At 67.7% G+C, this 13,412-nt stretch carries 13 protein-coding genes and 1 pseudogene; 10 read left to right on the top strand and 4 right to left on the bottom strand.

Annotated elements, in window-relative coordinates; all coding sequences use genetic code 11:
• Positions 1-9 precede the first annotated feature (9 nt).
• Positions 10-411, top strand: a complete 402-nt coding sequence (locus AC0IX4_RS07490; RefSeq protein ID WP_042576137.1) for an Rv0361 family membrane protein — start codon at positions 10-12, stop codon at positions 409-411.
• On the opposite strand, the gene AC0IX4_RS07485 is transcribed toward AC0IX4_RS07490, so the two are convergent.
• Positions 394-2,082 carry an MDR family MFS transporter gene (locus tag AC0IX4_RS07485; protein WP_056074012.1) on the bottom strand — a complete coding sequence of 563 codons (1,689 nt, stop codon included), beginning with the start codon at positions 2,080-2,082 and terminating at the stop codon, positions 394-396. The genes AC0IX4_RS07490 and AC0IX4_RS07485 overlap by 18 nt on opposite strands.
• Before the next feature lie 82 nt (positions 2,083-2,164).
• Here AC0IX4_RS07485 and AC0IX4_RS07480 point away from each other — a divergent pair, with 82 nt between their 5' ends.
• Entirely contained in the window at positions 2,165-2,575 is a 411-nt protein-coding gene (locus AC0IX4_RS07480; RefSeq protein ID WP_042576135.1) for a rhodanese-like domain-containing protein, read from the top strand.
• A complete protein-coding gene (locus tag AC0IX4_RS07475; RefSeq protein WP_042576342.1) occupies positions 2,575-3,777 on the top strand; it encodes an O-succinylhomoserine sulfhydrylase in 1,203 nt (400 codons plus the stop codon). The genes AC0IX4_RS07480 and AC0IX4_RS07475 overlap by 1 nt, the downstream gene beginning before the upstream one ends.
• Before the next feature lie 7 nt (positions 3,778-3,784).
• Here AC0IX4_RS07475 and AC0IX4_RS07470 read toward each other — a convergent pair whose 3' ends face one another.
• The gene (locus AC0IX4_RS07470; RefSeq protein WP_471828566.1) at positions 3,785-4,864 is read right to left on the bottom strand and encodes an isochorismate synthase; all 1,080 of its coding nucleotides are present in this window, start codon (positions 4,862-4,864) and stop codon (positions 3,785-3,787) included.
• On the bottom strand, positions 4,861-5,622 hold the full coding sequence (locus tag AC0IX4_RS07465) for an HAD-IIA family hydrolase (RefSeq protein WP_042576341.1): 762 nt from the start codon (positions 5,620-5,622) through the stop codon (positions 4,861-4,863). The genes AC0IX4_RS07470 and AC0IX4_RS07465 overlap by 4 nt, the downstream gene beginning before the upstream one ends.
• Positions 5,623-5,794: 172 nt before the next feature.
• On the opposite strand from AC0IX4_RS07465, the gene AC0IX4_RS07460 reads away from it, so the two are divergent.
• From AC0IX4_RS07460 to AC0IX4_RS07430, 7 genes and pseudogenes are all read left to right on the top strand, one after another.
• Positions 5,795-6,487, top strand: a complete 693-nt coding sequence (locus tag AC0IX4_RS07460; RefSeq protein WP_042576133.1) for a GNAT family N-acetyltransferase — start codon at positions 5,795-5,797, stop codon at positions 6,485-6,487.
• Positions 6,487-7,686 (top strand): GNAT family N-acetyltransferase, encoded by a 1,200-nt coding sequence (locus AC0IX4_RS07455; RefSeq protein WP_471828564.1) that lies wholly within the window; start codon positions 6,487-6,489, stop codon positions 7,684-7,686. Before AC0IX4_RS07460 ends, AC0IX4_RS07455 begins: the two co-directional genes overlap by 1 nt.
• Before the next feature lie 111 nt (positions 7,687-7,797).
• Positions 7,798-8,697, top strand: coding sequence for an LLM class flavin-dependent oxidoreductase (locus AC0IX4_RS07450; RefSeq protein WP_471828562.1), 900 nt, complete (start codon positions 7,798-7,800; stop codon positions 8,695-8,697).
• A complete protein-coding gene (locus AC0IX4_RS07445; protein ID WP_471828560.1) occupies positions 8,694-10,004 on the top strand; it encodes an LLM class flavin-dependent oxidoreductase in 1,311 nt (436 codons plus the stop codon). Before AC0IX4_RS07450 ends, AC0IX4_RS07445 begins: the two co-directional genes overlap by 4 nt.
• Complete coding sequence (locus tag AC0IX4_RS07440) at positions 10,001-11,122, top strand: LLM class flavin-dependent oxidoreductase (protein WP_042576129.1); 1,122 nt, start codon at positions 10,001-10,003, stop codon at positions 11,120-11,122. Before AC0IX4_RS07445 ends, AC0IX4_RS07440 begins: the two co-directional genes overlap by 4 nt.
• Positions 11,119-11,913, top strand: a complete 795-nt coding sequence (locus AC0IX4_RS07435; protein ID WP_471828558.1) for a DUF1684 domain-containing protein — start codon at positions 11,119-11,121, stop codon at positions 11,911-11,913. The genes AC0IX4_RS07440 and AC0IX4_RS07435 overlap by 4 nt, the downstream gene beginning before the upstream one ends.
• A gap of 138 nt (positions 11,914-12,051) precedes the next feature.
• Positions 12,052-13,024: pseudogene (locus AC0IX4_RS07430) on the top strand (isopenicillin N synthase family dioxygenase).
• A 63-nt stretch (positions 13,025-13,087) separates the two neighbouring features.
• On the opposite strand, the gene AC0IX4_RS07425 reads toward AC0IX4_RS07430, so the two are convergent.
• Complete coding sequence (locus AC0IX4_RS07425; protein ID WP_471828557.1) at positions 13,088-13,363, bottom strand: ANTAR domain-containing protein; 276 nt, start codon at positions 13,361-13,363, stop codon at positions 13,088-13,090.
• Positions 13,364-13,412 lie beyond the last annotated feature (49 nt).

Below are 13,412 nucleotides of genomic sequence, written 5' to 3'. Positions count from 1 at the left end.
AATCGGGTCATGACCGACCCTGAACCCGAACGTTCCACCACCGCAGCGCCCATCATCGCGGCCGCTGCGGTGGTGGTCGTCGTGGCGGTGATCATCGCCGTGCTCTCCCTCACCGGGTCACCCGACGAGAACGTCAGTGACAACCAGCGCGTGGGCACCGCCGTCGCGGCCTACGTGGAGGCTACGAAGTCCGGTGACACCGCGGCAGTCGCTGCCCTGCAGTGCCCCGGTATCGTGAATGCCCCGCTGGCCGACGCCGGCACCGAGGTGGAGCTGAAGAACATCGAGGAAGTTCGCGTGAAGGACGACACCGCCGAGGCCGACGTGCGCGTCAGCCTCGACGGAACCGAGGAATCCCTCACCTGGAGCGCGACGCGCGTCGGCGACGACTGGCTACTCTGCAGCCCCTAGCTTCTCCGTCGTCTGCGACTTCTCCGTGGCCTGCGCGGCCAGGCCGCCCTGGGTGCGTAGCGGGATCTCCTTGTAGAACAGGTTGATCACGAACGCCAGGGCCAACACGCAGCCGGCGACGACGAAGACCGAGTCCATGGCGTCGGAGAAGCCTATCTGGAACGGTGCGGCCAACGCGTCGGGAAGCTTCTGGATGAACGACGTGTCGTCCAGGATGCCGCCGGCGGCCGACCCGTTACCGGACGCCAGACCCTGCGCGAGTCCCGACACCGCGGGATCCGAGCTGGACGCTGCCTGACCGACGGCCTCGCGGAACTCGGGTGTCTCGGCGGCGGACCGCAGTGCCGAGGCGATCGCGTCGGTCACGCGGGAGAACAGCAAGGACAGGAACACCGCGACACCGATGGTGCCGCCGATCTGACGGAAGAACGTGGCCGACGACGTCGACACGCCCATGTCCTTCGGCGGGAGGGCGTTCTGGATCGCGAGCGTCAGCGGCTGCATCAGGTTGCCGAGTCCGAAGCCGAATCCGAACATCGCCAGCATGATCATCCACAGCGGTGTGTCGAACTTGATCAGCGAGAACGCGAACATGCACGCCGTCATCAGAGTGGTGCCGATGATCGGGTACGGGCGGTAGTGCCCGGTCCGGGAGATCATCTGACCGGAGAAGATCGACGCGACCATGATGCCGAGGACCAGGGGCAACATCTGGAATCCGGCGAGGGTGGGCGAGGACCCCTTGACCACCTGGAGGTACTGCGGCAGCAGAGTGATGCCGCCGAACATCGCGGCGCCGGTGATGACGGAGAGCACCAGGCCGATGCTGAAGGTCGAATTGCGGAAGAAGCGCATCGGGATCAGAGCGTCGGTCTTCATGCGGATCTCGATCGCGATGAACGCGGCGATACCGATGACGCCGATGGCGTAACAGATCATGGCGCGACCCGAGCCCCACCCCCAGGTGCGGCCCTGCTCGGCGATGATCAGCAGCGGGACCAGGCCGACGGCCAGTGCCGCTGCGCCCGCCCAGTCCACGACCGCGCTCCCGTGACGCCGGGGCAGGTTCAGCACCTTCGCGACGACGAACAGCGCGACGACACCGATGGGCACGTTGACGAAGAAGACCCAGCGCCAGCCGGTGATGTTCAGGATCTCGCTCTGACCGGACAGGACGCCGCCGATGACCGGACCGAGGACGCTGGACGTGCCGAAGACGGCCAGGAAGTAACCCTGGTACTTCGCGCGCTCCCGCGGAGGAACAATGTCACCGACGATGGTCAGCGCCAGCGAGAACAGGCCGCCGGCGCCGAGGCCTTGGAAGGCTCGGAACGCGGCGAGTTGGTACATGGAGGTGGCGAACCCGCACAGCGCCGACCCGATGACGAAGATCGTGATGGCCGTGAGGAAGAATTGCTTGCGGCCGTAGATGTCCGAGAGCTTCCCGTACAGCGGCGTCGAGATGGTCGCCGTGATCAGGTAGGCCGTCGTGACCCATGCCTGGATGGAGAATCCCTGCAGGTCGTCGGCAATGGTGCGGATGGACGTCGAGACGATGGTCTGGTCCAACGCGGCAAGGAACATGCCGAGCATGAGGCCGGAGATGATCGTCATGATCTGTCGGTGCGTGAACTGGCCGGTGTCGGCGTCCTGCACGTGTTCGTCGGTCATCGGATCATCTTGCCCCCATATGGCCGTACGCTGCGACTATCGGACATATCGGGCTGATCCGACCGTGTGCGAAACTTGACCAGTGAGCTACGCAGGAGACATCACGCCCGAGCAGGCCTGGGAAATTCTCAGCACCGATCCGGAAGCGTCACTGGTCGACGTCCGCACGCACGCGGAGTGGAGTTACGTCGGTGTCCCGGACATCTCGTCCCTGGACAAGCCGACCGCCTTCGTCGAGTGGGTGAGTTACCCCGACGGGGCGAAGAACGAGAACTTCGTCGACGAGGTGCGTGCTGCCGGCGTCGACAAGGGGCCCGTGGTCTTCCTGTGTCGTTCCGGTCAACGCTCCATCGGGGCGGCCGAAGCGGCGACGGCGGCCGGCCTCGGCCCGGCGTACAACGTGCTCGACGGCTTCGAGGGCGCGACCGACGCCGACGGTCACCGCGGCAGCACCGGGTGGCGTGCGGTCGGACTCCCCTGGAGGCAGAAGTGATTCCCACCGGCGGCGGCTTCTCCAAGCCCCTTCCCGACGGCGTCGGCCAGGGCACTCTCGGCGTCCGAGGAGGTCTGAACCGTTCCGGATTCGAGGAGAACGCCGAGGCGCTCTATCTCAGCTCCGGGTTCGTCTACGAGAGCGCCGAGGCGGCCGAGCAGGCGTTCACCGGCGACATCGACCACTTCGTCTACTCCCGCTACGGCAACCCCACCGTGTCGATGTTCGAGGAACGGCTGCGTCTGGTCGACGGTGCGGAAGCTGCCTTCGGTACCTCGAGCGGTATGTCCGCCGTCTTCACCGCGCTCGGTGCGCTGCTGAAGGCCGGGGACCGGCTGGTGGCCGCTCGCAGCCTGTTCGGCTCGTGCTTCGTGGTGTGCAACGAGATCCTGCCGCGCTGGGGCATCGAGACCGTCTTCGTCGACGGCGAAGACCTGGACCAGTGGGAACAGGCGCTGTCCGTGCCCACGACCGCGGTGTTCTTCGAGACGCCGTCCAACCCGATGCAGTCGCTCGTGGACGTGCGACGGGTGACCGAGATGGCGCACGCCGCCGGCGCACAGGTGGTGCTGGACAACGTCTTCGCGACGCCGGTGCTGCAGAAGTCGTTCGAGCTGGGCGCCGACGTGGTGGTGTATTCGGGAACCAAGCACATCGACGGGCAGGGACGCGTGCTCGGTGGCGCGATCCTGGGATCGAAGGAGTACATCGACGGGCCGGTGCAGACACTGATGCGGCACACCGGTCCCGCACTCAGTCCGTTCAATGCGTGGACGCTGCTCAAGGGTCTCGAGACGATGCCGTTGCGCGTACGGCACATGAATGCGTCGGCTCAGGCCGTGGCGGAGTTCCTCGAGACGCAGTCCGGTGTGGGTTGGGTGAAGTACCCGTTCCTCGAGTCGCATCCGCAGCACCAGCTGGCGCTGTCGCAGATGAGCGGCGGCGGAACCGTCGTGACCTTCGAGCTCGAGGGCGGAAAGCGCAGTGCCTTCGACTTCCTGAACAAGCTGCGGGTGATCGACATCTCGAACAACCTCGGCGATGCGAAGTCGATGACGACGCACCCCGCCACCACGACCCACCGGGCCATGGGTCCGGAAGGTCGTGCAGCAGTGGGGATCACGGACGGCGTCGTACGGATCTCCGTCGGACTCGAAGATCTCGAGGACCTGCTGGGCGACATCGGTGGCGCGTTGAGCTGACCCGTCGTCAGAGTCCGAACGCGGAGAGGATCGTGGCGAACTTCGCCGTGGTCTCTCCGAGTTCGGCGTCCGGATCGGAGGCTGCGACGATGCCGCCTCCGGCCGTCGCGACTCCGCTGAGACCGTCGGCAGCGATGTCGAGGCAGCGGATCGCCACCATCCACTCGCCGTCACCGTCCGCGTCGCACCAGCCGACCATGCCGGCGTAGAAGTCGCGGCTGCGGCCCGATTCGATGATGTCGATGGTCTGCAGAGCCAGGTCGGTCGGACTGCCGGCCACGGCGGGTGTCGGGTGCAGGGCGAGCGCCAGATCCAATGCGGTGGTGGACGAGTCGCGCAGTGTCGCGGTGATCGGGGTGGCCAGATGCCACACGGCCGGCGTGCTGGTCAGCGTCGGCCCGTCGGGTACGGACACCTCCGAGCACAGAGGCGCCAAGGCGTCGGCGATGGCGTCCACGACGAAGCGGTGCTCGGCCAGGTTCTTGGCGCTGGCGAGAAGATCGGCCCCCGCCTGCCGGTCGGCGTCCGGATCCTGCTGACGCGCAGCGGTTCCGGCGAAGGGTCGGCAGACCACCTCGGTGCCGGTGCGCCGCACCAGCAACTCCGGCGACGATCCCACCAGGTGTCGGCCGAAGTAGGGCCCGCCCGCCGCGGTCAGGTCGACGGCGAACCCGTTGTGCATCGGATTGTCCTCGATGAGCTTGTCCGCCAGCATGACCGGCGACAGGGGCGAGTCGAAGACGAGGGTGATCGACCGTGCCAGGACGACCTTGTGCAGCGCAGAACCGGGATGCTGGAGCACGGTCAAGGCGCGTCGTACGCGAGCAACATGTTTGTCCGGCGGCGGATTCTGCGACGCGACGACGGCGACCGGAAGTGTGGCCGGCTCCGGCGTCCGCGGCACGTCGTACCGCCGGAACTCCTTCGGCTCCACCAGGGCGCAGCGCGTGCTCGCGTCGAACCCGATGGCGCCCACCAGGACCGAGCCCTCGGCTACTGCGTCCCGCGCATCGTCGATGTGGTCGAACGACTGGAGGACACCCCGGGCGTCGATGCTCCGGTCGGGCCGCGAGTACAGGAACCTCATCCGAAGGGGTCCGCCGTGTGCCCGATGAGGTCGGCGACCGAGTCGATGACGCGCGTCGGCCGGAACGGGAACATCTCCACGCTGGCCGGAGTCGAGATGCCGGTGAGCACCAGGATGGTCTGCAGGCCGGCCTCGAGTCCGGACACGATGTCGGTGTCCATGCGGTCGCCGATCATCAGCGTGTTCTCCGAGTGTGCTCCGATGGCTCGCAGTGCCGACCGCATCATCAGCGCATTCGGCTTGCCGACGTAGTACGGCTCGCGCCCGGTGGCGCGAGTGATCAGGGCGGCGACGGATCCGGTGGCGGGCAGCGACCCTTCGCGCGACGGACCGGTCGCGTCGGGATTGGTCGCGATGAAGCGGGCGCCGCGCTCGACCAGTCGGATGGCCGTCGTGATGGCTTCGAACGAGTACGTGCGCGTCTCACCCAACACCACGTAGTCGGGATCGATGTCGGTGATGATGTAGCCGATGTCGTGCAGAGCCGTCGTCAGTCCGGACTCCCCGACCACGTACGCGGTGCCGTTCGGACGTTGATTCCCCAGGAACGTTGCCGTGGCCAGCGCCGACGTCCAGATCGACTCCTCGGGGATCTCGAGGCCCGTGCGCCGCAGCCGTGCCTGCAGGTCGCGACGCGTGCGGATCGAGTTGTTCGTGAGGACGATGAACGGCGTGTTCGTGTCCTGGAGCTCCTTCAGGAACCGGTCCGCGCCGGGCACCAGGTGCTCCTCGTGCACCAGGACGCCGTCCATGTCCATCAGGTACGTCCACGGTGGGGTTCCGGTGGTCGAGGGGTCGTCGTCCGAATGTCTGACTTCAGGGCTCACGGCCTCCATTCTGCTCTCTGTCGAATCACGGTGAGTACAACGCGCAGAAGCTCGCGCCCGTCCACCTACAGTGGGCCGAGTGCACTGTGACGAACGACCCCCGGTGACCCCGACCCTGCAGGACACGCACCCCCTGGACGATCCCATCCGATCGTCCCTGCTGGGAGCGCATGTTCGATTCGCCGAGTGGAAGGGCCGGATCGGTCGCTATCACCCGGATGTCGCCGGCTTCTTCGGGCACCCAGCCGACATGGATGCCGACGACTGGTCCGATCTCGCCGACCTGTTGCCTGCCGGTGAGCAGGCCGCACTGCGTGGCGACGCCATCGACCCGCCCGCCGGGTGGAGGGTTCGCGACCGCATCGCCCTGGTGCAGTTCGACGGAACCGCACTCGAGGTGACCCCGGAACCGGAGGCCGTCGTCCTGACCGCGGCGGACGTGCCCGAGATGCTGGACCTCGTCGCGCGCACTCGTCCGGGCCCGTTCCGCACGCGGACGATCGAGATGGGGACCTACCTGGGGGTCCGCGACGACGGGCGCCTCATCGCGATGGCCGGCGAGCGCATGCACCCGGCGGGGTGGACCGAGATCAGCGCCGTGTGTACCGATCCCGCCTACCGCGGTCGCGGGCTGGCGACGCGGCTGATCCGCGCGGTCGGTCACGGCATCCGGGAGCGCGGGGACGTGCCGTTCCTGCACACGAGCGCCGGTAATACGACTGCCATCGCGCTGTACGACGCGCTCGGTTTCGTGCTGCGCCGACAGACCACGCTGACGATCGCCGAGGTCGCGTGATGGTCGACATCCGAATCCTCGAGTCGCGCTCGGACCTGCTGGAGTCGCAGCGCGTGTTCCGGGCCGCCATGGTGGGACTGCCGACCCTGTACGTCACCGAGGACGACATCGAGAGCCTGCGCGAGCCGGGACAGACCTACGGAGCCTTCGACGGCGGACAGCTGATCGGGACGACGGACTCCGCACGCGGAACCCTCACCCTGCCGGGTGGTGCCTGCGTTCCACACCTGGCGGTCACGCACGTCGGGGTGCTCCCGACCCATACGCGCCGCGGTGTCGTCTCCGCGTTGCTGCGTCGGCAACTACGGGACGCGCGCGCAGCCGGGGATGTCGTCGCCTCACTTCGCGCGTCCGAGGCCGTCATCTACGGGCGCTACGGATACGGCGTCGCCACGTCGAGTGTGTCCGCGGACGTCGTCACCGCCCGTGCGTCGGTGCGGGACGGCGCCGCCTCCAGCGGTGTCGTGCGCATCGTCGACAACGACACTGCGCTGGATGTGCAGGCCGACATCGTCACGGCGCATCCGTCGGCGCGGCCGGGGTCCATCACCCGGCTGCCTATCTGGTGGAACGCGTCGCGCCTGCGTGCGCGGTCCGATACCGATCCGGTGTGGATCGGGGTGCACTCCACCGACGGCGTCGACGACGGTTACGTCCGATACCGCCCGCTGGATCCACGCCAGTGGTGGTCCGGGGACGCCCGCCAGGTCGTCGTCGAGGACTGGCACGCTCCGAACGACGCCGTCTTCGCCGATCTGGTCCGGTTCCTGCTGCGGCTCGATCTGGTCGACCGCATCACGTTCCCCGAACTGCCCGTGGACACGGTCCTGCCGATGCTGATGGACGACCGCCGGTCGGTGCGCCTGAACCGCACCGAGGACGAGACGTGGCTGCGCATCCTCGACGTGTCGGCAGCGCTGTCCGCCCGCTCGTACGGTCCGGGCCCCAGCGTCACCATCGGGGTGCACGACGCGGACCTGCCGGAGAACGCGGCGACCTACAGCGTGGGGCAGGACGGCGTGCAGGTGGTCGACGCGGCGCCGGATCTGACGGTGCACGTCCGAGACCTGGCATCGGTGCTGCTCGGCGGCACGTCGTGGGCGGCTCTGGTCACCGCCGGTCTCGCGCAGGGTGAGGCATCGGCTGCCGACGAGCTGTTCCGGACTCCGCAGGCCCCCTTCGCCGGGGTGGGCTTCTAACGCACCGAACACCCGGTTCATTCCGTTCGCATCTGTGCGATTTCAACTCGTGTGCGCCTGCCGTCGCGGTCCTACCGTGATCGTTCCGGGGGACACACGAGGGAGTGCAGGATGAGTACGACGGTCACACTCGGCATCGACATCGGGGTCGGGGTCGGCACGGCCGCCACGGCGTCAGCGGCCGAGAACGCGGGTTTCGGCTACGTCACGTTCGACGACGACGATCTGGCGACGGGTGGTGTCGACGCGATCACGCGGGCTGCTTTCGTCGCCGCGACGACCAGCACGGTGGGCCTCGTCGCCACTGCGAGCACCACCTACGCGGAACCGTTCCACCTGTCGTCGCAGCTCGCGTCGTTGGACTATGCGTCCCGCGGCCGGGCGGGATGGGTGGCGGCCCGGTCGCTGACACCCGACGTCGCGGCAGCTTGGGGTCGCGAGGTCGTCTCGACCGACGTCGGTCTGGCGCGCGAGCAGCGTGATTCGGTGACTGTGGCGCGCGGGCTGTGGGACTCCTGGGAGGACGACGCGGTGATCCGCGACTTTCCGACGGGGCGGTTCCTGGACCAGCAGAAGCTGCACTACGTCGACTTCGTCGGAGAGAAGTACTCGGTGAAGGGCCCCGCGATCGTGCCTCGGCCGCCGCAGGGACAGGTCGTGGTGTTCGGTCGATTCGGCGAGATCGACACCGATCTGCTCGACGTCGTCCTCGTGGAGAACGAGGCGGACGCGCGCGCGGTGTCCGGGGTGCACGTCGTTCTCGACGTCGAGTCGCCCGGTGATCCGGCGGCCGCGGCGGCTCTCGTCGAGCGCATCGCTGCCCTCGACGATGCGATCGGCGGAATCAGGCTGCGGCCCGCGTTGATCGACGACGATCTCCGCGTTGCCGCGCAGTATCTGCTTCCACAGCTGTTCGAGCGAGGGCTGGCCCAACGGCCGGTGCCGGCGACGACGCTGCGTTCCACCCTGGGCCTGGCCCGCCCCGTCAACCGATTCGAGGCTGCGCGATGACCGATCTCCTCCGTCCCGACGCCACCGTCCACCTGGGTGTCTTCTTCCAGGGCGTCAACCACACGACGATCTGGTCGGACCCGGCCAGTGGCTCGCAGATCGACTTCGAGACGTTTCGTCGGCTGATCACGGCCGCCGAGCGCGGATTGTTCGACGCGTTCTTCCTCGGTGAAGGGCTGCGGCTACGCGAGCAGGGCGGCAAGATCCTCGACCTGGACATCGCGGGTCGTCCCGACGCGATCACGCAGTTGGCGGCGCTCGCCGGCATCACCACGAACATCGGACTGGTGGCCACCCAGAACACCACCTACAACGAACCGGTGGACCTCGCGCGTCGGCTGTCGGGACTGGACGTGCTGTCCGGAGGTCGCGCGGGCTGGAATGTCGTGACGACGGATAACGCGTGGACGGGCGAGAATTTCCGACGCGGTGGCTACCTCGACCACGCGGACCGCTACGTGCGCGCCGGCGAATTCCTCGACGTCGCCAGGGCGTTGTGGAACGCAGGAGGCACGGCCGACTCCGTGCGCATCCAGTCCTCGCAGTTCGACATCGCCTCTGCTGCACCGATTCCCCGTAGTCCGCAGGACCACCCGGTGATCTTCCAGGCGGGAGATTCCAGCACCGGCCGCGACTTCGCCGCCCAGCACGCCGACGTCATCTTCTCCGCGCACGGGACGCACTTCGACGACGCACTCGACTTCGCGAACGACATCCGCGCGCGACTCGTGGCCCGTGGGCGACCGGACGACGACATCAAGATCCTGCCCGGCACGCAGATCGTCCTCGCGGACCACGAGCGGGACGTGGACGAGAAGGTGCGCTGGGTGAAGGAAGGTCAGTTCACCGGCCCGACGACGCTGTCGATCGCCGGCCAGGTGTGGGGGCGCGACCTGTCTGATCGTGACCCCGACGGACCGCTACCCACGGAGGACCCGATCGTCAGTGGCGTCGTCGGTGCTCGTGGGTCGGCGTTCAACGGCATCGATGTGCATGCACGCGTGCGGGAGTGGCGGTCGCTCGCCGAGGCGAAGAACCTGTCGCTGCGGCAGGTCGTCATCGAGACGTCCGCGCGTACCGGATTCGCCGGTACGCCGAGCCAGGTCGCGGACGAGCTCACCCGTTGGGTCCGCGGAGGGGCGAGCGACGGCTTCAACATCACGCCGTACCTCGTGCCGAGCGGGCTCGACGACATCGTCGACAAGCTGGTTCCCGAGCTGCAGGAACGTGGTTCGTACCCGGCCGCGTACGAGGGGTCGACCTTGAGGGAGCACCTCGGACTGCGTCGACCCCGTATCGGCGAGTGAGATTCCACTGGTTCCTCCCCACCGGGGGTGACGACGAGAGGCTCGGTGCGCGCTCGCACGGAGTCTCGATCGGCGGCGCGTCCACGGCTGGATCTGTCGACGGACACCGGGAGGCGACGCTCGAGTACCTGACCGAATTGGCCGTGACCGTCGAGGAACTCGGTTTCGAGGCCGTGCTCACTCCGACGGGCGGGCACTGCGAGGACGCCTGGCTGGTCACCGCGGCGCTGATTCCGGCGACCACTCGTCTGAAGTTCCTGGTGGCGTTCCGGCCCGGCGCTGTGTCGCCGGTGACCTCCGCGCAGATGGTGAGCACGTTCCATCGGTTGTCCGGCGGCCGCGTCCTACTCAACGTCGTCGTGGGCGGCGACGACGCGGAGCAGCGCGCCTACGGCGACACGCTGGCGAAGGACCAGCGCTACGCGCGCGCCGACGAGTTCCTGCGCATCGCGCGTGCGGTCGGTGACGGTGCTTCCGTCACGGCGTCGGGCACGTACTTCACGGTGGATCGCCCGAACGGCGGCGGATTCGCAGGCCAGGCACCCGTCCCGCTTCCCGACGTGTACTTCGGAGGATCCTCCGACGCTGCGCTTCGCGTCGCGGCCAAGCACGCGGACGTGTACCTGACCTGGGGTGAACCGCCTCACGCTGTGGCAGAGAAGTTGACCCGCGTGCGCTCGCTCGCCGCGGAGCACGGGCGAACGGTGCGGGGCGGGCTGCGCATCCACGTCATCACCCGCGACACGGCCGGCGAGGCATGGGACCGCGCCGAGGAGCTGATCGCCGATGTGGACGACGCGACGATCGCAACGCGGCACGCCCAGTTGTCGGCGTTGGGGTCGGAGGGCCAACGCCGCATGTCGGCCCTGCACGGCGGAGATCGCCGCGCCCTGATCGTCGGTCCTAATCTCTGGGCAGGCATCGGTCTGGTCCGCGGCGGCGCAGGAACCGCGCTGGTCGGCAGCAACGACGAGATCGTGGAGCGCCTCGAGGAGTACCGCGACGCCGGGGTCGACGAATTCATCTTGTCCGGCTATCCGCATATCGAGGAAGCGCGGCATGTCGGCGCCGTCCTGAGCAGAATCAGATCTCACGAGCAGAAGGAGTTCGCGTCATGACACTCTCACTCACGTCGTTCGAGCAGGACTGGCATGCCTGGCATGTGGATCGGGAGGCCTACTTCCGAGATCCGTTGGGATGGGTTGCGCTGACAGGCCTGTTCTGGCTCACTGATACCGACGCCGCCGTCGACGACCTGCCCGGCCTGTGGCGTGCCGACGACGATGCGGTGTACGTCGGTGCCGATATCTCCGAGGGCCTGTCGGTCGACGGCGTCCCGGTCGACGGGACTACGGTGCTGCATCCCGTCGAGGGTTCACCGGGGCTCCTCGTCGCGGCCGGTGATCGCCGCATCGAGGTCATCCGCCGCACGGGATCCGTCGCGTTGCGGGTGCACGATCCGAAGGCGCCGACCCTGGCTGCCTTCGGCGGCATACCCACGTTCGAGCCGGACGAGAGATGGCTCGTGACAGGGACGTTCACCCCGTTCGACGGTGTACGCACCATCACCACCGGTGCCGTGGTCCAGGGGCTGGAACACTATCATGCGGGTCTCGGTGTCATCGATTTCGAGCTGGCCGGAGCGCCGCGACAGCTCGTCGCGTTCCGTGGCAAGGCGAGCGGCTTCCACATCCTGTTCACCGACGAGACCAGCGGCGTCACCACGTATCGGGCGTGCCGATCACTCGCCGTGGCCGATCCGGACAGCGACGGCCGTGTGACTCTCGACTTCAACCGCGCATCCAACCTGCCGTGCGCTCTCACGGACTACGCGACGTGCCCGGTGGCACCGCCCGAGAACCGGCTGTCCGTTGCGGTCGAGGCCGGCGAGAAGCTGCCGATCCGGTGACGGCCGGGTACATCTAGCACGACTGGTGGTGGTTGTGCTCCTCTCGACGGAAAACCGCGCGGGATCCCGCCGATACTTCGTGCGAAGGGAGCAGAACCACCGGCTGGACCGGGTCCGTAGGCGAACGACAGGACAACCATGACAGCTCTGCCCGTTCTCGACATGTCGACCACCGATGTCGACGAGTTCCGCTCGGCGCTGCGCGAAGCAACGCACGAGTTCGGGTTCTTCTACCTGGCCGGTCATGGTGTCGTTCCTGAGCTCGTGTCGACCGTCCTGTCGTTGGCGCGCACCTTCTTCGCGTTGCCGGCGGACGCCAAAGACGAGATCAGCCAAACTGAATTCGCCGCAATTCCGGGGTTACACGCGGCTCGGTGGTGAACTGACGAACGGCGCCGTCGACTGGCGTGAACAGATCGACATCGGACCCGAGCGCGACGTGATCATCGGCGCCGAAGGGTATTGGAACCTGCAGGGCCCCAACCAGTGGCCGTCGGCGTTGCCCGAACTCCGCGCCGCCTTCGAGACGTGGGACCGGGCGCTGTCGGAGGTCGGGTTGCGGCTCCTCCGGCACTGGGCAGTATCACTCGGGGCGTCGGAAAGCATCTTCGATGCCGCGTTCGCGGACCTCCCCGCCACGCTGATCAAGGTGGTCCGCTATCCGGGAAGTGCCGAGAATCCGCAAGGTGTGGGCGCGCACAAGGATTCCGGTGTGTTGACACTGCTGCTCGTGGAGCCGGAGTCGCAGGGTCTGCAGGTGGAGTTACGCAACGGCGACTGGATCGACGTCCCGCCCGTGCCGGGAGCGTTCATCGTCAACGTCGGCGAATTGCTCGAGGTGGCGACGGGTGGCTACCTCAGGGCCACACGGCACCGCGTGCTCGCGCCGATGCCCGGGTCCGACCGCATCTCGATTCCCTACTTCCTCAGCCCGGCCCTCGACGCACGCGTGCCGGTGATCGATCTGCCGACCGATCTGAAGGCCCGCTCTCGCGGGGTCGAAGCCGACCCGGACAACCCGATCTTCACGACGTACGGCGAGAACGCGTGGAAGTCCCGCACTCGGGCGCATCCCGATGTGGCAGAACGGCATCACGGAATCATGCGCTGAGAGCGTCCGACCCACCGTTGACTGGAACGCCGTAGTCTCTCAAGGCGGGGAAGCCACGGCCTTTCAGGCTGCGGGGGTGTGTACGGCCGGTGATCGGTGGTTCAGCGCCGATCCCCACCGACGTTCGGCTGCGCGTCCTGCCGGGGTGTCGGATCGGTGACCGCGTGCGAGAGCCACCAAGGCGCGAGCGCTGGGTACGAGACCCGATCCGGTCGAGCGAGCATGGTCGGCCAGCTCGACGAAAGCGTCGCCCTCGCTGACCGATCGGAGCGCGATGAGTACGCCGACCGCGAGATCGATCTCTCGGCGGTGGACGTCGGCATCGGGTGTGTAGCTCATGGTCGCTCCTGCTCTCCGTCGGGATTGCTGCGCACAGTCTTGCTCGTCG

The organism is Rhodococcus sp. AC861, from assembly GCF_979256035.1.
This window is presented reverse-complemented; position numbering and strand designations above follow the sequence as displayed.